Below are 18519 nucleotides of genomic sequence, written 5' to 3'. Positions count from 1 at the left end.
TGATGACCATAGCAAATCGGTCCCACCCCTTCCCATCCCGAACAGGACCGTGAAACGATTTTGCGCCGATGATAGTGCTGCAACCAGTGTGAAAGTAGGTTATCGTCAGGCTAGTTATAAGAAAAACCCCGCTAAGTGATCTTGGCGGGGTTTTTTGCTTTTGCGGCCCAGTGTGGCAAGCTGGTAACTGTCAGTTTTGAGCTGCGGCAACATTCGGTGTACCATGTCCGCTTTCCCCCTCCTTTAGACTTCAATGACCGCCAAGACCGCCCCCAACACGCTGCGCCGTGCCGTAGGTAACGTCTGTGCCGGCGTGCTGGCCGCGCTGCTGGCTGCGCCGGGGTTTGCTGACGAACTGGCCGACGTGAGCAAGCTGCTGCGCGCCGGGAAGTCCGCCGAGGCGCTGGCGCGCACCAATGCCTACCTGGCGAAGAATCCGTCCGACCCGCAGATGCGCTTCATGAAGGGCGTGCTGCTGACGGAGCAGAACAAGTCGGAAGAGGCGATCGCCATCTTCACGAAGCTGACCGAGGACTACAAGGATCTGCCGGAGCCGTACAACAACCTGGCCGTGCTGTATGCCGCCAGCGGCCAGTACGACAAGGCGCGCGTGACGCTGGAAAAGGCGATCCGCACCAATCCGAGCTACATGACGGCCTACGAAAACCTGGGCGACGTGTACGGCCGCCTGGCCAGCCAGGCGTACGACAAGGCCCTGGCGCTGGGCACCACCACGCCGCCGGCTGCGTCCAAACTGACGCTGCTGCGCACCTTCTCCAGCAGCACCGGCAGCAAAGCGGTACCAGCGCCGGTTGCGCCTCCCGTGATTGCTTCCGCCGCTACCACCGCCGCAGCCGCGCCGGTCAAGCTGGTGTCGCAGATCCCGGAGCAGCCGAAGAACGTGCCGATGCAGCGCATTCCGTCGATGGCGGTGACGCCGCAAGCCGCGCCGCCGGCGCCGCTTTCAAGCAAGCCTGCAGCGGCATCCGCAGCTGCGGCGGCCCCTGCACCGGTGGCCGCCTCCGTGCCGGCCAAGCCGGCCGTGGCACAGGCGCCGACGCCAGCTGCGCCGCCAGCTGTGCCGCCCGCTGCACCGGCGCCGGCCAAGGCACCGGCCAAAGCACCTGCTGCTGATACACCGGTCCTGGCCGCTGCCGCCGCGCCTGCGGTGAAAGCCGAAGCGCCGAAGGCTGCTGCCGCTGCTGCCGGCACGGCCGACCGCGACGAAGTCCTGAACCGTGTCAACGGCTGGGCCAAGGCCTGGGCCTCGCAGGACGTGGCCGGTTACCTGGCCTACTACAGCAACGAGTTCACGCCGCCCAAGGGACTGTCGCGCAAAGCTTGGGCGGAAGAGCGCCGCGCGCGCATCGAAGGCAAGGGCCGCATCCGCGTGGAAGTCAACGCGCCGCAGGTGCAGATCACCGGCGACACGGCCAAGGTCACCTTCCGCCAGGTGTACGAGTCGGACCGCCTGTCGGCCAACAGCCGCAAGACCCTGGTCATGGTGAAGCAGGGCGGCAAGTGGCAGATCAAGCAGGAATCGTCGGGTAGCTGATGTCTTATTCCGTGGTCACGTGGGGCCGGCTGGCGCGCGGTCTGCTATGCGCCTCCCTGATGCTGGCATCGGGCGGGAGCGGCGCGGCCCGTAAACCAGCGGCCGCGCCTGCGGCCAAGCCCGAACCCGAGCAGATGCTGGCCGACATCTACAAGGACTTGGCCGAAAACCATCTGCGCGACGCGCAAGCCAAGGCCGACGCGCTGGTGGCCGCCTATCCCAACTTCCACCTCGGCCACCTGGTGCGCGGCGACCTGCTGCTGATGCATACCCGCCCCGTCGCCAACCTGGGCGGCGCCGCGCCCAGCAAGGAAGCCGACGCCCGCCTGCAGGACTTGCGCCGCGAAGCCGCCGCGCGCCTGAGTGCCGAAGCGCGTCCCGCCGGCGAACTGCAGCCGCGCGCGCTGCTCCAGATGCGCAAGGACCAGCGCCACGCCCTCATCGTGGACGCCACGCGGTCCCGCGTCTACCTCTACGAAAACCGCAACGGCGAGATCCGCTACGTCAGCGACTATTACTTCAGCCAGGGCAAGCTGGGCGTCAACAAGGTGAAGGAAGGCGATATGCGCACGCCGGTCGGCGTGTACTACATCTCCGGCCGCCTGTCCGGCGACAGGCTGCCGGACTTCTACGGCAAGGGCGCGCTGCCGCTGGACTATCCGAATTCCTGGGACAAGCTGAATGGCCGCAGCGGCTCCGGCATCTGGATCCACGGCGTGCCGCCGGAAACCTTCAGCCGCGCGCCGCTGTCGACCGACGGCTGCGTGGTGGTCAGCAACGACGATCTGCAAAAGCTGAGCCGCATCGTGGAAGTGGGAAAAACGCCTATCCTGATCGGCGACCAGGTGGAATTCGTCAAGCCGGGCGTGCGCGAGAACGACCGCAAGCTGGCCGACTCGCTGCTGGAAGCTTGGCGCCGCGACGCCGAACAGCGCGACAGCGGGCAGCTGCGCACGCATTATTCGGCGCGCTTCAAGTCCATCAACGACGAGACGGCAGACGCTTGGATCACGCGCCAGCAGTTCCTGCCCGGCGCCCGGCGCGTGCGCGTGGCGCTGCAGGACACCAGCCACTTCCGCCAGCCCAGCCGGGAAGAGATCATCGTCAGCACCTTCACGCAGCATATCGCCGTCGGCAAGTTCCGTCACTCGGTGCGGCTGCGCCAGTACTGGGCGCGCGAAGGCGCACAGTGGAAGATCGTTTCCGAAGCCGTGCTGTAAAGGTCAGCCCTGGCTGCCTTTCGCCAGCCCCTCCCCGTCGCTCCTGCGCAAGGTCCAGAACGTGGCCGAGGACAGCGCCGTCAGCACCGCCAGCGTCATGAAGGCGTGATGCAGGGCGCTGGTCAGCACCGCCTTGTCTGTCTGCGGCAGGTCGCCCAGGTACCAGCCCGCCACCAGCGAACCGAAGGCCAGGCCGAAACTCATCGACAGCTGCTGCAGCGAGCTGGCGATGGTGCTGGCCATGCTGCTGTCCTGGCTTTCGATGTCGGCGTAGGCGATGCTGTTCATGCTCGAGAACTGCAGCGAATTGAAGAAGCCCAGGCACAGGCTGATCGCCACGATGGCGTACAGCGGCGTGCCCGGCCCCACCAGCGTGTACATGGCGATGGTGCAGCCGATCAGCAGCGTGTTCACGATCAGCACATGGCGGTAGCCGAAGCGCGCCAGCACGCGGGTGGAGATGAATTTCATGCCCATGGCGGCAGCGGCCGACGGCATCATCAGCAAGCCCGATTGCCAGGCCGGCAGGCCGAGGCCCAGCTGGTACAGCAGCGGCAGCAGGAAAGGCAGGCCGCCTATGCCCAGGCGCGTGACGAAGCCGCCCAGCACCGACACGCGGAAGGTGCGCACGCGCAGCAGCGCCAAGCGCAGCAAGGGGAAGGGCGCCTGGCTGGCGTGCCAGCCATAGGCGGCCAGCAGGCTGCACGAAATGAACAGCAGTACGCCTGCCGATGTGGGATCGATCTTGTGTTCGCCGAATACTTCCAGCAGCCATGACAGCAGCGCCACGCCGGTGCCGAACAGCACCAGGCCTATCAGGTCCAGCGGGCGCGCCACGTCCGCGCGGTAGTCCGGCAGGTGGCGCCAGGCCAGGTAGATCGCCGCCACGCCCACCGGCACGTTGATGAAGAAGATCTCGCGCCACGACAGCCAGTGCACGATCAGGCCGCCCACCGTGGGGCCGAGCAAAGGCCCGATCAACGCCGGGATGATGACGAAGTTCATGGCCGACAGCAGCTCCGCCTTGGGGAAGGTGCGGATGATGGTGATGCGGCCCACCGGCATCATCATCGCCGCGCCCAGCCCCTGCAGCAGGCGCGCCGCCACCAGCATGGGCGAGTTGACGGACAGGCCGCACAGCACCGAGGCGATGGTGAAGATGGCGATGGCGCTCATGAACACGCGCCGCGTGCCGTAGCGGTCCGCCATCCAGCCGCTGATGGGAATCGCCACCGCCAGGCTGAGAATGTAGCTGGTGACCACCGCTTTCAGGCTCAGTGGCGTCACCTGCAGGCTGGCGGCCATGCTGGGGATGGCCGTGTTGACGATGGTGGAGTCGAGCTGCTCCATGAACAGGGTGGTGGCCACCACCCAGGGCAGATAGCGCTTGGTCGAGGATGTCGCGGAACTGGTCATGCAGCCGATTGTCACACAATCCGGCGACGCGCGCCTCCCGCTTTAGTCGGCTGCTTAGTCGGCTGCCTGGTTGCTTGCTTCGGCGCCCCAGCTGTCTTCATACAGCACCCGCTGCGCCGGCATGCGCCGGTCCCAGCGCTCCAGTTCCAGCATGGGCGCGCGGTAGAACTCCTCCACCTGGCCCACGCACAGCACCGCGATCGGCTGGCTGCCTTCCGGCATGCCGCACAACTCGCGCAGCCGCTGCGGATCGAACAGCGACACCCAGCCCGCGCCTATGCCCTCGGCGCGCGCCGCCAGCCAGAAGTTCTGGATCGCGCAGGAGGCCGACGCCAGGTCCATTTCCGGCATGGTGCGGCGGCCGAACACGAAGCGCTCGCGCTGGTCGATCAGGCCCACCACCAGCACTTCCGCGCAGGCCAGGATGCCTTCCACTTTCAGCCGCATGAATTCCTCGGCGCGCTGGCCCAGCGCTTCGGCGGTGAACTTGCGCTCCTCGTCCACCAGCTGGTGGATCCGCGCGCGCAAAGCCGGACTGGCAATGCGGATGAAGCGCCAGGGCTGCATCAGGCCCACGCTGGGGCCGTTGTGGGCGGCGGCGATGAAGCGTTCCAGCTGGCCCGGTTCCAGCGGCCCCGGCTTGAAATGGCGCACGTCGCGCCGCTCGCGGATGGCGCGGTACACGCCGTCGATCTCCGCCGGGCTGAATGCGTGCGGGCTCACGCCGTGCGTTCCAGTTTGATGAGCGCGTCCAGCAAGGGCCGGCTCGCCTCGGCGATGCGGTCCAGGCTCGCTTCGCGCAATGCGGACGTGTCCACCCGGTGCTCGGTGTGCAGGCCGGCCCATTGCAGCAGCGCCGCGCAAGCCTGCGGCGCATCGAACAGGCCGTGCAGATAGGTGCCGAGTATCTGGCCGTCCGGCGAGCGCGCGCCTTCGGGCCTGCCGTCGATGCGGAAGGCGGGGCGCGACAGCGCCGGGCCGTCCGATACGCCCATGTGGATTTCGTAGCCGCTCACGGCCGCGTGCATCGCGTCCTGCGAGAAGGCGCAGGTGCCGCTCACCTGCACCAGGCGCTTCTCGCTGGTCAGGCTGGTGTGCATGGCGAGCAGGCCCAGGCCGGGCGAGCGGCCGGGCGCTCCCTCGATGCCCAGCGGGTCGCTCACGTCCTGCCCCAGCATCTGGAAGCCGCCGCAAATGCCGATCACCTTGCCGCCGTAGCGCAGGTGGCGTTCGATCTTCTCCGGCCAGCCTTGCGCGCGCAGCCATTCCAGGTCGGCGCGGGTGTTCTTGCTGCCGGGGATGACGATCAGGTCCGCCGGCGGAATGGCTTCGCCCTGGCGCACGAAGGTCAGGTCCACGTCCGGATGCGCGCGCAGCGCGTCGAAGTCGGTATGGTTGCTCATGCGCGGCAGGCTGGGCACAACCACGCGGAACGCGCCGCGTGTAGCCTGCACCGGCTGCACCGCATCCTCGGCGTCCAGGAACAGGCCGTGCAGATAGGGCAGCACCGCCAGCACGGGCTTGCCGGTCTGCGCTTCCAGCCAGTCCAGGCCCGGTTCCAGCAGCTTGATGTCGCCCCGGAAGCGGTTGATGACGAAGCCGATGGTGCGGTCACGCTCGCTCTGCGACAGGCAGGACAGCGTGCCGACGATGTGCGCGAATACGCCGCCCCGGTCGATGTCCGCCACCAGCACCACCGGGCAGTCCACCGCTTCGGCAAAGCCCATGTTGGCGATGTCGCGCTCGCGCAGGTTGATCTCGGCCGGGCTGCCGGCGCCTTCCACCACCACGGCTTCGTATTGGGCCGCCAGGCGCGCGTGCGATTCCAGCACGGCGCTCATGGCGACGGTCTTGTACTGGTGGTAGTCGCGCGCGTTCATTTCGGCGCGCACCTTGCCGTGGATGACCACCTGCGCACCGGTGTCGCTTGAAGGCTTGAGCAGCACCGGGTTCATGTCGGTGTGCGGCGCCAGGCCGGCGGCGATGGCTTGCAGCGCCTGGGCGCGGCCGATCTCGCCGCCGTCTGCCGTGACGGCGCTGTTGAGCGCCATGTTCTGCGGCTTGAACGGCGCAACGCGCACGCCGTCCTGTTTCAGCAGGCGGCACAGCGCGGCCACCACGGTGCTCTTGCCGGCGTCGGAAGTGCAGCCCTGCACCATCAGGGTTTTGTAGGGAAACATCATCAGTTCTTCCTGTGTTGGCGCGCCAGTTCCAGTTTTTCGCACAGCACCGCCGTGCCCTGGATCATGCGCGGACCGGAGCGGTTCAGCAGGTGGCCGTCGACGGTGAACAGGTTGTCGTTCTTCACCGCCAGCATGGTCTTGTAAGGACGCCACAGGTTCACGCCGCCGTAGTTCTTTTCCGCCGTGGCGAACACCGCTTCCGGGTCTTCGCGCAGCACGCCTTCAATGTCCACCACCGGCGCGGTGATCTTCATGCCGCCGAAGATGTTTACGCCGCCGCACACGCGCATGGCGTCGCTGACGATATGGCTGCCGCTCAGCGTGTAGAGCGGCTTGTCCCACACCTGGTAGAAAATGCGCACCGGCGGGCGCTTGGAATACTGGGCGGTAAGGGCGGCGAGCTTGTCGCGCCATTCGGTGGCCACTTTGCTTGCCACGGCCTCGGTGCCGAGCAGCTGGCCCATGCGCTGGATGTTGTCCGGGATGTCGGCCAGCTTTTTGGGCTCGCTGTGGAACAAGGGAATGCCGAGCTGGCGCAGCGTGTCGATCTGGCGCTCGGAGCTGCCGTGCATCCAGATCACGATCAGGTCCGGCTTCAGCGCGGCGATGCGTTCCATGTCCACCTGGCGGTTGTCGCCGATGTTGGGGATCTTCTTGGCCGCTTCGGGATAGTCGCTGTAGGTGACGGTGCCGACGATCTTGTCGCCGCCGCCGGCCGCGAACAGCAGCTCGGTGACGTGCGGCGCCATGGCGATGACGCGCTGCGCCGGTTTTTGCAGCGTGACGGGTTTGCCGTCGTCGTCCAGCACGGTAATGGCGGCATGCGCGGACGTGACGGCGGAGGCGACGGCCAGGCCGGCCAGCATGCACAGGAGTTTTATCATGGTTGTTCCTTGGTCCATAGGGAGAGTGCTTGTTCAAGGCGCTGCCAGCCTGCTTCGTCCGGCGGCAGGCCGAGGCGGATGCCGCGCGCTGCGTTGGTGAACAGGCGCACCCAGATGCCTTGCCGAGCCATGTGTTCGTGGAAGGCTTCGGCGCGCGCCTCCGGCCACCACTGGAACAGCGCGCAGCCGCTGGAGCGGATGCCGTGCGCGGCCAGCAGGCTTTCCAGGCGCTGGCCGCCGGCGCGCAATTGCACGCGCATGCGTTGCTGCCAGGCGGTGTCGCGCAGGGCGGTAAGGGCTACCTGCTGCGCGGGGCCGCTGACGGTCCAGGGGCCGAGCAGGTCCGCCAGCGCATCCAGCAGCGTGGGCTGCGCGGCCACGAAGCCGAGCCGCAGGCCGGCCAGGCCGAAGAATTTGCCGACCGAGCGCAGGACGATCAGCCCGTCCGGTATCTCGTTCGCTGCACCGCCTGGCCCAGTGCCGGCGACACTGGCTTGCAGCGCCGTGTCGCCGAAAGCCTCGTCCACGATCAGCCAGCCGCCGCGTGCGGAGAGTTGTCCTGCCCACTCGAGCAGGCGTTCGCGCGGCACGGTGGCGCCGGTGGGGTTGTTCGGATTGACCACCACCATCACGTCGCACTCGGCGACGGCGGCGTCCAGCGCGTCGTAAGGCACTTGCCGCAGCGTGTGGCCATGCTGTGCCCAGTGGTGGGCATGCTCGGCATACGATGGCGCCGCCACGACGACGCGTGACGGCAGCCGCAAGCGGGGCAGCGCCTGGATGGCGGCTTGCGTGCCGGCGACCGGCAGCATCAGCGGCGCGCCGTAATAGGCCTGCGCCGCCAGCGTCAGTGCGGGATCGGGCTCCGGCAAGCGATGCCACGCGTTGTCGGCGATGGCTGGCGCTGGATACCATTCAGGGTTGATGCCGGTGGAGAGGTCGAGCCAGTCGCTGCGCCCATAGCGCAGCGCGGCCTGGCGCAGGTTGCCGCCATGTTCAAGCATGCAGGCCTCCCGCTATGGCGGCGGCGATGGCGGCCACGGCGAGCCACAGCGCGGTGGTGCGCGCCACCAGCTGCCATGCGCGCTGGATGTCCGCGCCTTGCGCGGCGCTGCCGCTGCCGAGCGGCGGCCGCTGTTCGGTTTCCCCGTCGTAGACCGCCGCGCCGCCCAGCGCCAGGCCGAGCGCGCCGGCGCCGCTGGACATGACCGGGCCGGCGTTCGGGCTGCTCCATGCCGGCGCTTGCGTGCGCCAGCAATGCCAGGCCAGGCGCTTGCCGGCCAGGGTGGGCGCCAGCAGCACGTAGGACAGCGCGGTCAGGCGCGCCGGGATGTAGTTCAGCGCGTCGTCGATGCGCGCGGCGGCGCAGCCGAATTGCAGGAAGCGCGCATTGCGGTAGCCCCACATGGCGTCCAGCGTGTTTGCAAGGCGGAACAGCACCGCGCCCGGACCGCCGGCGATGGCGAACCAGAACAGCGTGCCGAACACCGCGTCGTTGCCGTTTTCAAGCAGCGACTCGGTGCTGGCTTTGGCCAGGTCGGCAGGCGTGGCGCTGGCCGTGTCGCGGCTGACGATGCGGGAGGTCAGGTAGCGCGCCGCAGGCAGGTCGCCTTTCGACAGCGCGTCGGCGATAGGCAGATTGTGGTCGCGCAGGCTGCGCAGGCCGATGCAGAAGTACAGCATCAGTGCATGGAGCGCGAAACCGATGATGGTCATAGTTGCGGCAGTGGCCACGGCCCACGCCAGCAGCGTGAGCGGCACCACCGCCAGCAGCCAGGCCAGCGCGCCGCGCGGGAAGCGCGAGCCGCCCCGGTTCAGGCGGCGCTCGATGGCGTTGGCCAGCTTGCCGAAGCCGACCAGCGGGTGCCAGCGCGGCGTTTCGCCCAGCAGCAGGTCGAGCGCCACGCCCGCCGCAAGCAGCAGCGCGATGGCGGCGGCACTCATCCCCATCAGCATGGCGCGCCTTTCAGCACGAGGGGCAGGCCGGCCGCGACGAATACAGCGCGGCCGCACACGGCGGCGACGGCCTGGTTCAGGCGCCCCGCTTCATCGGTGAAGGCGCGCGAGATCGCGCCGTAGGGGACGATGCCCATGCCGACTTCGTTCGACACCAGCACGATGTCGCCCATGGCGTCCGCCGCCCGCGCCAGCACGTCCAGCAGCGCCGCGCGCTCGGCATGGAAGCGTTCCGGCAGGGCGATCTCGCCCACGTCCGGGTAGTCCGTGCCGTCGGCGAACATCAGGTTGCTGAGCCACAGCGTCAGGCAGTCCACCAGCACCAGGCGGCCGGGCGTGCACCATTGCTGCAGCGCCTGCGCGAGCGCCAGCGGCTCCTCGACAGTCGTCCATTCCGAAGACCGCTGGCGCTGGTGGTGGGCGATGCGCACCGCCATCTCGCCATCCCCCGCGCGCGCCGTGGCGATGTAGACCACCTCCTTGCCCGAGGTGATGGCGAGCTTCTCCGCATAGGCGCTCTTGCCCGAGCGGGCGCCGCCGAACACCAGCGTGCAGGTCATTTTGCACTCCTCATGTTGCGCCCCGTGTGAACATGGCCGCCACCGCCGCCGGATTGGACGGGAAGTAGGCGTGGAAGTAGGACGCCGTCAGCGAACCGAGCTTGTAGACCGCCTCGCCGTCCACACCCGACGGATGCTTCACCGTGCGCACCGCCGGTGCCAGCGAAGTTTCCAGGGTCGAGTAATGGAAAGTATGTCCGCGCAGGACGCCGTGCGGCGTCGGCATGCCTTGCGAGCCCAGGCCGGCCAGGCGCGCCTGCATGGCCACGCGGCCGGGCAGCAGCGCCGCCATGTTCCAGACCGTACCGGCCTTGTCGGCCAGCGTTTCCGCCAGCGCCATCATGCCGCCGCATTCCGCCACGATGGGCGTGCCGTCGCGGTGCGCGGCGCGGATCGATTCCTGCCAGCGCTGCGCATAGGCCAGCTTTTCCGCATGCAGCTCGGGATAGCCGCCCGGCAGATAGACCGCGTCCGCGCCTGCCGGCACTGGATCGTCCGCCAGCGGCGAGAAGAATTCCAGCGTGGCGCCCAGCTCGGACAGCGTTTCCAGGTTGGCCGGATACAGGAACATGAAGGCCGCGTCGCGCGCGATGGCGATTGTGCGGCCGGCCAGCGGACGCGCATCGGAGAGTTCCTCGCCCGGCTCCGCGGCCGCGATGGCGCTGGCACTGGCTGCCGCCAGCGCGTCGCCCAGCTCCAGGCGCGTACTGCGCAGATTGCTCCACGCCGCCTCGTCGAAATTCAGCTGGTCCGCCAGCTGGTCCAGCAGCCCGTCGATACCCTCCACTTCGGACGGCAGCACCAGGCCCAGGTGGCGTTCCGGCAGCGAGCGCGCCTGCTTGGGCAGGGTGGCGAACAGCGGAATGTCGCGCAGCGAGGCAGCCACCATGGCCGTGTGCCCCGGGCTGGCGACGCGGTTGGCGATCACGCCCGCCATGTCCACCGGACCATAGTCGCGCAGGCCGTGCACCAGCGCGCCGGCCGTTTGCGCCATCGAACCGGCGTCGATCACCGCCATCACCGGAACGCCGAACTCGCGCGCCAGGTCCGCCGACGACGGCGAGCCGTCGTACAAGCCCATCACTCCTTCGATCAGGATCACGTCCGCCTCCAGCGCGGCCCGCGCCAATTGCGCGCGGCAGGCTTCGCGGCCAACGATCCACAGGTCCAGCGACTTCACAGGCGCGCCGCTGGCGCGCTCCAGCAGCATGGGGTCGATGAAGTCCGGCCCGCATTTGAACACGCGTACCTTGCGGCCCATCCGGGTCAGCTTGCGCGCCAGCGCCGCCGTGACGGTGGTCTTGCCCTGGCCGGACGCCACCGCCGCCACCAGCACCACCGGGGCGTTGATATGCGAAGACGTTACCATTCCGTGCCCGCCTGCGCGCCGATGCCCGCCTTGAAGGCATGCTTGACCACGTTCATCTCAGTGACGGTGTCCGCCACGTCGATCAGTTCCTGCGGCGCGCCGCGCCCGGTAATCACCACGTGCTGCATGGCCGGCCGCTCCAGCAGGTCGGCGATCACGGTATTCACGTCCAGGTAGCGGTACTTCAGCGCGATGTTCAGTTCATCCAGCACCACCATGCCCACGCCGGGATCGGCCAGGAAGCGCTTGGCCTGCTCCCACGCCAGCTCGGCCTTTTCGATGTCGCGCTCGCGGTTCTGGGTTTCCCAGGTATAGCCCTCGCCCATGGAGTGGAAGCTCACCTCTTCCGGGAAGCGGCGCAGGAACTGCTCTTCGCCGGTCTGCATCGCACCCTTGATGAACTGCACCACGCCCACTTTCATGCCGTGGCCCATGGCGCGCACCGCCATGCCGAAGCCGGACGAACTCTTGCCCTTGCCGTTGCCGGTGTTGACGATGATGATGCCGATCTGTTTGTCGGCCGCCGCGATCTTGGCGTCGATGATGGCCTTCTTGCGTTCCATGCGCACGCGGTGGCGCTCGTTCAGCGCGTCGATATCGTTGGTGTCGTTGATGTTGTCGCTCATGCTATTTCTTCCTTCGGTATGAAGATGTGGCGCTGGCCGTGCCGGATCACGTCGATCGGGTGGCCCAGGTAGTCGCTCAGTATGTCCGGCTGCATCACGTCTTCCACCGGCCCGGCCAGCCAGCGGCCGTCGCCCATCAGCAGCAGGGCGTGGGTGGAAACGCTGTGCGCCAGCGTGAGGTCATGGCCGACCATCACCACGGTTTTATGTTGTTCGCAGCACAGGCGCGCCAGCAGGCGCATCACGCTCACCTGGTGCGCCAGGTCGAGCGCGTTGGCCGGCTCGTCCAGCAGCAGCAGCGGCGTGTCCTGCGCCAGCATGGCGGCGATGGCCACGCGCTGGCGCTCGCCGCCGGACAGCGTGCGCACATTGCGTTGCGCCAGCTCCGCCACTTCCATGGCCGCCAGGGCTTCCATGGCCAGGCGGTGGTCGTCGGTGTTCTCCCAATAGCGGTCGCCATGATAGGGATGGCGCGCCGACAGCACGGTTTCGATCACGCTGTAGGCAAAAGCGTCGTTGCGCGACTGCGCCAGGAAGGCGCGCTCGCGCGCCAGTTCGGCCAGCGGCCAGTCCGGCAGGCTGCGGCCCTGGATGGACACGCCGCCTTCATCCAGCGGGATCAGCCCCGCCAGAGTGCGCAGCAGCGTGCTTTTGCCCGCGCCGTTGCGGCCGATCACGCTCCAGCATTCGCCGTCGCGCACTTGCCAGTCCAGTTTTTCGATCAGCGTGCGCGCGCCGATGCGCAGCGTCAGCTCATGGGTGGTGATCATGCGGGTGGCGGTCATTTCTGCAGCCTGTGGAGTTGGTACAGGAACACCGGGGTGCCGATCAGCGCGGTCACCACGCCCACCGGCAGCTGCAGCGGCGCGAACAGGGTGCGCGCCAGGGTATCGGCCAGCACCAGGTAGCCGCCGCCCGTCAGCATCGCCGCAGGGATCAGCACGCGGTGGTCCGGGCCGAAGGCGAAGCGGCAGGCGTGCGGCACGATCAGCCCCACGAAGCCCACGCTGCCTGCATTGGTCACTGCGCTGGCGGTCAGCAGGGCGGACACGAAGAACAGTCCCTTGCGCAGCGCGCCCACGTTGATGCCCAGCGTAACGGCCGCCTCGGCGTGCAGCGCCATCACATTGATGGCGCGCGCGCTGCGCAGCGCGAACAGCGTGGCGCCGGCCAGTACGATCCACGGTATCCAGCGCATCGGCGCCCCGGCCAGGTCGCCGATCAGCCAGAACACCATGGTGCGCAAGCGGCTTTCAGGTGCGATCGACAGCATCAGCGTGATCAGCGCCGTGCAGGCCGCCGTCAGGATCACGCCGGTCAGCAGCAGCAGGGCGGTGCCGCCTTCGGCCGCCGCGCCGCTGCGCATGTCGCGCCGCGCCAGGAAGTACAGCATCATGGACACCGCCACCGCGCCGCCGAACGCCGCCGCGTCCACCACCCAGGCCGCGCACATGAACATCATGGCCGCCAGCGCGCCCACCGCCGCGCCGGACGAGATGCCCAGCACGTAGGGGTCGGCCAGCGGGTTGCGCAGCAGGGCCTGCATCATCACCCCCGCCAGCGACAGCGCCGCGCCGGTGACGAACGCCGTCAGCGCGCGGCTGCCGCGCAGGTCGAGCAGGGTGGCGGCAAGGCTGTCGGCCTTGCCGTTCCACAGTTCGCCCAGCGCGCCGGGAATGTCGGACAGCGGAATGTGGACCGAGCCGGTCACGCCGGAGAACAGCAGGCTGCCGATGACGAACAGCAGCAGTCCGCCGGTGATGGCGCTTGCCCGCGTGCGCAGATTGGAGGGGTGTGGATGCATGGTGCTTTAAAAGACCCTTTTGTTTAACGCTTTACTTGATACCGTAACGAACTGCGGCGAAGAACTTGGCGCCCGGCGTGCCGTAGTTGCGCGCCACTTCGTAGTTCTTGTCGGCGACGTTGTTCAGGCGCGCCAGCACGGACCAGTCGCGCGCGAACTGCCAGGTGGCGTACAGGTTCAGCAGGCTGTAGCCGCCGAGGCGGTTGCGGTTGGCGGCGTCGTCGAAGCGGCGGCCGGAAACCTGCAGCTCGGCGCCCGCGGTCAGCGCGCCTGCGGCGTATTCTACGCTGGCATTGCCATGCTTCTTCGAGCGGCGCGCCAGCGATTTGCCGGTGGTCTCATCCTTCGGGTCCTGCCAGTCGGCGTTGGCGGCCACGGTGAACGCGCCGATGCGGCGGCTGCCGCTCAGCGATACGCCTTCCAGCATGGCGTGGTTCACATTGTAGGAGCAGCTGCCCTTGCGGGTGGGGTCCGGGCATGGCGTGGTGGTCACCAGCATGTCGGTCAGCTTGTTGCGGTAGATGCTGGCGCCGAATTCGGTCACGCCGTCGTCGTACTGCAGGCCTGCCTCTGCGTTGCGGCCCTGCTCCGGCTTGTTGTTCTCGTAGCCGAAGCCCGGATAGTACAACTCGTTGAAGGTGGGCGCGCGGAAGCTGGTGCCGAAGCTGGCGCTGACGCGCAGCGCGCTGCTGAAGCGGTAGCCGTAGCCTGCCGAGCCGGTGGTCTTGGTGCCGTACTGCGAGCTGTCGTCCGCGCGCAGGCCGAAGGTGGCCAGGTGCGCGCCGCGCTTCATGCTGTAGGCGCCGGCGTAGGAATCGGTCTTGCGGACCTTGCCCAGCGCGGGCGTGGAACCGGACACCACCTTCTCTTCGCGGTGGCCGAGCAGCAGCTGCAGCGTATCGTCGCCGATGCGGAAATCGTTCTGCCAGGTGACGTCGGTCTGCTTGCTGTCGATGCGGCTGTAGGCGCTGGCCACGCCGGTGTCGGAGATCGAGGTGTCTTCCGCCTTGGCCAGCTGCACGGTGCTGTACCAGTTGTCCATCACCTGGTTTTTGCTGAACACGCCCAGGTTGGACAGTTTGGTCTGGCTGCGCGTGTCGTAGCGGCTGGCGCCGCTGTCGAACCGGGCGTCGGTGCGGCTGTTGAGGAATACCAGGCCCAGGTCGTGGCCCTTGGCCAGCTCGAAGCCGAACTGGCCGGAAGTGCTGGTGCGGTCGTAGCCGTCATCGTCCGCGTTGAAGCTGCTGCTGCCAGGCTTGGTGGACGAGAAACCGTCCGATTTTTCGCGGCCGGCGCTGATGGCGTAGCTGAAGCTGTTGTCGCCTTCGCTGGCGCCGAAGATGCTGGCGTCGTATTTGCGGGTCTGGTCGCTGCCCACGCCGAAGGACGCGGACACGTTCTGCGGGCCGGCGCCCTTCCTGGTGAAGATCTGCACCACGCCGCCGATGGCGTCGGCGCCGTACAGGGAGCTCATTGGGCCGTACACGATATCGATGCGCTCGATGGCCTGCAGCGGAATCGCCGACCAGCTGGCGGTGCCGGAGGTGATGGAGCCGATGCGCACGCCGTCCACCAGCACCACGGTCTGGTTGGCATTGGCGCCGCGCAGGTAGACGCTGGAATTGGTGCCGGGGCCGCCGTTGCGGGCGATCTCGATGCCGCGCTGGCGCTGCAGCAGGTCGGTGATGGAGCCGGCGCCGGAGCGGGCGATGTCTTCCGCCTGCAGGGTGACGATGTCGCTCAGCACGTCGCGCTGCAGTTGCGACGAACGGGTGGCGGTGACGATCACGGCGTCCGATACGGTGGTCTGGGCGAAGGAAGGCGCGGCCATAGCCATGGCCAGCGACGTGACGGCCGCGTGCCGGATTACAGGAAAACTCATAGTAGTTCTTTGTATAGTATGCAACCAGCCTACTTCCCCGTGGGCTGGATTGAACAGATGCGCGCTGCGCATCCACCTGCTTTGGCCGGTATCCGGGCTCGCAAGTTGAACTGCCTTACCTTCCCATGCTGAGCACAGTGGTTTGTCGGAGGCAGCTTGTCGCCGTGGGCGACACTTGTTTACCGTTGCGGGGGCAGCACACGTTGGCCGTTTTCCTGGTAGGGGAGCGGCTTCGTGTTTCCCGTTTAACTGCGCGCATAGGCATGCGCGCGGGCACCAAAACCCGGCCATTATACGGACTTCAGGCGACGGCTTCCAGAATGACAGTCTCGCCGTAGGCGACCTTGTGCGGCGCGGCGGCGGCCCGCAGCGCGATTTCGGCCAGCGGCAACCCGGCGCGCAGGCCAGCATCCAGCGCCGCCAGCAGGCGGATCGTGCCGGCGTGGCAGATGATGGCGGCGGCTTGCGGGCCGCCCGCTTGCCCGCCATGCCGGCGCAGCAGGTCCGCGCGGAAGGCGGCTACCCGTTCGGCCACCTGCAGCACGCTCTCGCCGCCGCCGGGACGGTAGCAGGCCAGGTCCGCCGCCCAGGCATCCACCTCGGCGCGCGGGACATCGTCCCAGCTGCGCTGCTCCCAGGCGCCGAAATCCATCTCGGCCAGGCGCGCGTCCAGCGTGTGCGGGCCGAGGCGCTTGGCCAGCGCGGTGCAGCGCTGAAGGGGGCTGGAATAGAGCGGCGTGCCGGGCGGGATGCTGGCGCTGGCCAGCAGCGCCGCATGCACGCGCGCGATATCGTCCGGCGCGGCGGGCAGGTCGCTGCTGCCGTAGCACACGCCCGGCGCCACCAGCGGCTGCGGATGACGCACCAGGATCAGGCGCATGGCCCGCACCCTCTGTGGCGCCGCCGGGCCCGCGTGCTCATATCTGCCACGCGCCGTGTCCAAGGCCGGCCAGCACGCACAGGTAGATCAGCACTTCGGCCAACTGCTGCACCGCGCCCAGGCAGTCGCCCGTATAGCCGCCGATGCGGCGCGCGCATTTGCGGCCCAGCCATGCGGCGGCGGCCAGCGCTGCCGGCACGGCGGCGGCGATGGACTGCCACGGCAGCCATCCCATCGCGCCGATGATAGCCGCCGGCAGCGCCGCGCAAATGCAGGCAATGCCAAACTCCGCGCCGCTCATCTCTTGCGCCATGGGCTTGGACTTGCCCTCTGCACGCGCATACTCCATGCGCCAGATCAGCGACGTGGCCGCAAGGCGCGACAGCGGATGCGCCAAAAACAGCGCGGCCACCGCCACGGCGGGCGGCAGCATGGCCAGCGCGGCGCATTTCACCGCCAGCAGGCAGATGGTGCCGATCGCGCCGTACGCACCGATGCGCGAATCCTTCATGATCTCCAGCACGCGCTCGCGCGTCATGCCGCCGCCAAAGCCGTCGCACATGTCGGCAAAGCCGTCTTCATGGAAAGCGCCGGTGGCGTAGATGCCGGCCGCCGTCGCCAGCAGCACGGCAACCGGCGCGGGGAAGACGAAGGCCGCCGCCGCGTACACCGCCGCGGCGATGGCGGCCACCACCAGCCCCACCAGCGGGAAGTAGCGCGACGCATGGTGCAGCCACGCGGGATCGAAGCCCACCCAGCGCGGGATGGGCAGCCGCGTGAAGAATTGCAGCGCAATGAAGAACAGCCGCAGCTGATGCAGGGCGTAATGCATGGCCTGCCGCGCTTACTCGGACTTCTCGCTCACCTGGGCGGACTCGAAAGTCGCCATCTGGTTCACGAAATTGACCGCCGCGTGCAGCAGCGGCAGGGCCAGCGCGCTGCCGGTGCCTTCGCCCAGGCGCAGGCCCAGGTTCAACAGCGGGCGCGCGCCCAGGTTGGCCAGCATCTGTTTGTGGCCGCTCTCGTCCGAGCAATGCGCGAACACGCAGTAGTCGAGTATGGCCGGCTGCAGGCGCGCCGCCACCAGCAGCGCGCTGGTGACGATGAAGCCGTCGATCAGCAATACCTTGCGCAGCTCGGCCGATTTCAGCATGGCGCCCGCCATCATGGCGATCTCGAAACCGCCGAAAGCCGCCAGCACGTCCAGCGGATCGTTGGCATCGGCATGCTTCGCGGCGGCCGCCTCGATCACGCGCTGCTTGTGCAGCACGCCCTCGGCGGACAGGCCGGTGCCCGCGCCCACGCATTGCGCCACCGGGATGCCGGTCAGCTTGTGCATCAGCGCGGCGGCGGCAGTGGTGTTCCCGATGCCCATCTCGCCGAAGCCCACCACGTTACCCGCCAGGTCCGCAGCCAGCGCCGCGCCGTGCGCCAGCGCGGCGGCGCATTGTTCCGCCGTCATGGCCGGCTCCTGCGCGAAGTTACGGGTGCCGTGCGCCACCTTGCGGTCGTGCAGGCCGTCGCGCGCGCCGAAGTCATGGTTCACGCCGGCGTCCACCACGTGCAGCGCGCAGCCCATCTGCCTGGCGAATACATTGATGGCGGCGCCCTTGGCCAGGAAGTTCTCCACCATCTGCCAGGTCACGTCCTGCGGGTAGGCGGAAACGCCTTCGGCAACCACGCCATGGTCGCCCGCGAACACCAGGATCGCCGGACCTACTATAGAGAGTGCCGTTGTGCCCTGGATCAGGCCTATCTGTTTGGCCAGCGCCTCCAGTACGCCCAGGCTGCCGAGCGGCTTGGTCTTGTTATTGACGGCGCGCTCCAGCGCAGCGGACAGTTCGGCATTCGCGGTGGGGGAAATAAGCATGGGAGTTCATAGAGAAGGAAACGAGTTGCGATGGTACAGCTTGCCCTTGCGGAATGCGAGGGGCTTTGCTATAGTTCTGTCCCCGCGCTGCTGAGCACTGCTTGCAGCGTAGGAGAGAAAAGAAAACAGGGGTTGACGGATTTAACTGAAAGCCTCATAATCTTGCCTCTCTGCTGCTGAACAAAACGCTTCGGCAACAACGCAGAATTCTTTAAAAATTTACAATCGATAAGTGTGGGCGTTTGATGATGAGGCCCGCAGCGCAAGCTGCGAAACTCAAATTATTTAAACGCTCAACGAAAAACAAACGTGAC

Annotated in this window: 17 protein-coding genes, 1 rRNA gene and 1 riboswitch; of the genes, 3 read left to right on the top strand and 15 right to left on the bottom strand. The window is 67.7% G+C overall.

Annotated features, from left to right (window positions below):
• The 3 genes from rrf to AC56DV_RS04400 form a co-directional block, all read left to right on the top strand.
• Positions 1-111: ribosomal RNA gene (rrf, locus tag AC56DV_RS04410) — 5S ribosomal RNA — on the top strand; the annotation flags it as partial.
• Between the two features lie 142 nt (positions 112-253).
• Positions 254-1555: a L,D-transpeptidase Cds6 family protein gene (locus AC56DV_RS04405; protein ID WP_496313092.1), complete on the top strand. Its 1302-nt coding sequence runs from the start codon at positions 254-256 to the stop codon at positions 1553-1555.
• Positions 1555-2775, top strand: a complete 1221-nt coding sequence (locus tag AC56DV_RS04400; RefSeq protein ID WP_496313091.1) for a L,D-transpeptidase family protein — start codon at positions 1555-1557, stop codon at positions 2773-2775. The genes AC56DV_RS04405 and AC56DV_RS04400 overlap by 1 nt, the downstream gene beginning before the upstream one ends.
• Before the next feature lie 3 nt (positions 2776-2778).
• Here AC56DV_RS04400 and AC56DV_RS04395 read toward each other — a convergent pair whose 3' ends face one another.
• The 15 genes from AC56DV_RS04395 to cobT all read right to left on the bottom strand — a co-directional run bounded on the left by AC56DV_RS04395 (position 2779) and on the right by cobT (position 18205).
• Positions 2779-4191: a DHA2 family efflux MFS transporter permease subunit gene (locus AC56DV_RS04395; protein WP_496313090.1), complete on the bottom strand. Its 1413-nt coding sequence runs from the start codon at positions 4189-4191 to the stop codon at positions 2779-2781.
• Between the two features lie 54 nt (positions 4192-4245).
• The gene (bluB, locus tag AC56DV_RS04390; protein WP_496313089.1) at positions 4246-4914 is read right to left on the bottom strand and encodes a 5,6-dimethylbenzimidazole synthase; all 669 of its coding nucleotides are present in this window, start codon (positions 4912-4914) and stop codon (positions 4246-4248) included.
• The gene (locus tag AC56DV_RS04385) at positions 4911-6374 is read right to left on the bottom strand and encodes a cobyric acid synthase (protein ID WP_496313088.1); all 1464 of its coding nucleotides are present in this window, start codon (positions 6372-6374) and stop codon (positions 4911-4913) included. The genes bluB and AC56DV_RS04385 overlap by 4 nt, the downstream gene beginning before the upstream one ends.
• On the bottom strand, positions 6374-7258 hold the full coding sequence (locus AC56DV_RS04380; RefSeq protein WP_496313087.1) for a cobalamin-binding protein: 885 nt from the start codon (positions 7256-7258) through the stop codon (positions 6374-6376). The genes AC56DV_RS04385 and AC56DV_RS04380 overlap by 1 nt, the downstream gene beginning before the upstream one ends.
• The gene (cobD, locus tag AC56DV_RS04375; protein ID WP_496313086.1) at positions 7255-8262 is read right to left on the bottom strand and encodes a threonine-phosphate decarboxylase CobD; all 1008 of its coding nucleotides are present in this window, start codon (positions 8260-8262) and stop codon (positions 7255-7257) included. The genes AC56DV_RS04380 and cobD overlap by 4 nt, the downstream gene beginning before the upstream one ends.
• Complete coding sequence (gene cbiB, locus AC56DV_RS04370) at positions 8255-9214, bottom strand: adenosylcobinamide-phosphate synthase CbiB (RefSeq protein ID WP_496313085.1); 960 nt, start codon at positions 9212-9214, stop codon at positions 8255-8257. The genes cobD and cbiB overlap by 8 nt, the downstream gene beginning before the upstream one ends.
• Positions 9208-9774, bottom strand: a complete 567-nt coding sequence (gene cobU, locus AC56DV_RS04365) for a bifunctional adenosylcobinamide kinase/adenosylcobinamide-phosphate guanylyltransferase (protein ID WP_496313084.1) — start codon at positions 9772-9774, stop codon at positions 9208-9210. The genes cbiB and cobU overlap by 7 nt, the downstream gene beginning before the upstream one ends.
• 10 nt (positions 9775-9784) lie before the next feature.
• Entirely contained in the window at positions 9785-11143 is a 1359-nt protein-coding gene (locus AC56DV_RS04360; protein WP_496313083.1) for a cobyrinic acid a,c-diamide synthase CobB, read from the bottom strand.
• Positions 11137-11769, bottom strand: a complete 633-nt coding sequence (cobO, locus tag AC56DV_RS04355; protein WP_496313082.1) for a cob(I)yrinic acid a,c-diamide adenosyltransferase — start codon at positions 11767-11769, stop codon at positions 11137-11139. The genes AC56DV_RS04360 and cobO overlap by 7 nt, the downstream gene beginning before the upstream one ends.
• Positions 11766-12539: an ABC transporter ATP-binding protein gene (locus AC56DV_RS04350; RefSeq protein WP_496313093.1), complete on the bottom strand. Its 774-nt coding sequence runs from the start codon at positions 12537-12539 to the stop codon at positions 11766-11768. Before AC56DV_RS04350 ends, cobO begins: the two co-directional genes overlap by 4 nt.
• Positions 12540-12550: 11 nt before the next feature.
• Complete coding sequence (locus AC56DV_RS04345; RefSeq protein WP_496313081.1) at positions 12551-13573, bottom strand: FecCD family ABC transporter permease; 1023 nt, start codon at positions 13571-13573, stop codon at positions 12551-12553.
• 31 nt (positions 13574-13604) lie between these two features.
• Entirely contained in the window at positions 13605-15455 is a 1851-nt protein-coding gene (locus AC56DV_RS04340; protein ID WP_496313080.1) for a TonB-dependent receptor plug domain-containing protein, read from the bottom strand.
• Between the two features lie 66 nt (positions 15456-15521).
• Positions 15522-15751, bottom strand: a riboswitch (cobalamin riboswitch).
• Between the two features lie 5 nt (positions 15752-15756).
• Positions 15757-16335: a histidine phosphatase family protein gene (locus AC56DV_RS04335; RefSeq protein WP_496313079.1), complete on the bottom strand. Its 579-nt coding sequence runs from the start codon at positions 16333-16335 to the stop codon at positions 15757-15759.
• 37 nt (positions 16336-16372) lie between these two features.
• On the bottom strand, positions 16373-17167 hold the full coding sequence (locus AC56DV_RS04330; RefSeq protein WP_496313078.1) for an adenosylcobinamide-GDP ribazoletransferase: 795 nt from the start codon (positions 17165-17167) through the stop codon (positions 16373-16375).
• A gap of 12 nt (positions 17168-17179) precedes the next feature.
• A complete protein-coding gene (cobT, locus tag AC56DV_RS04325) occupies positions 17180-18205 on the bottom strand; it encodes a nicotinate-nucleotide--dimethylbenzimidazole phosphoribosyltransferase (RefSeq protein WP_496313077.1) in 1026 nt (341 codons plus the stop codon).
• Positions 18206-18519 lie beyond the last annotated feature (314 nt).

The organism is Massilia sp. BGA-UO-ETr-WB1 (assembly GCF_059567845.1).
Note: the sequence above shows the minus strand (reverse complement) of the source record. Positions and strands in the feature narration are given on the sequence as shown.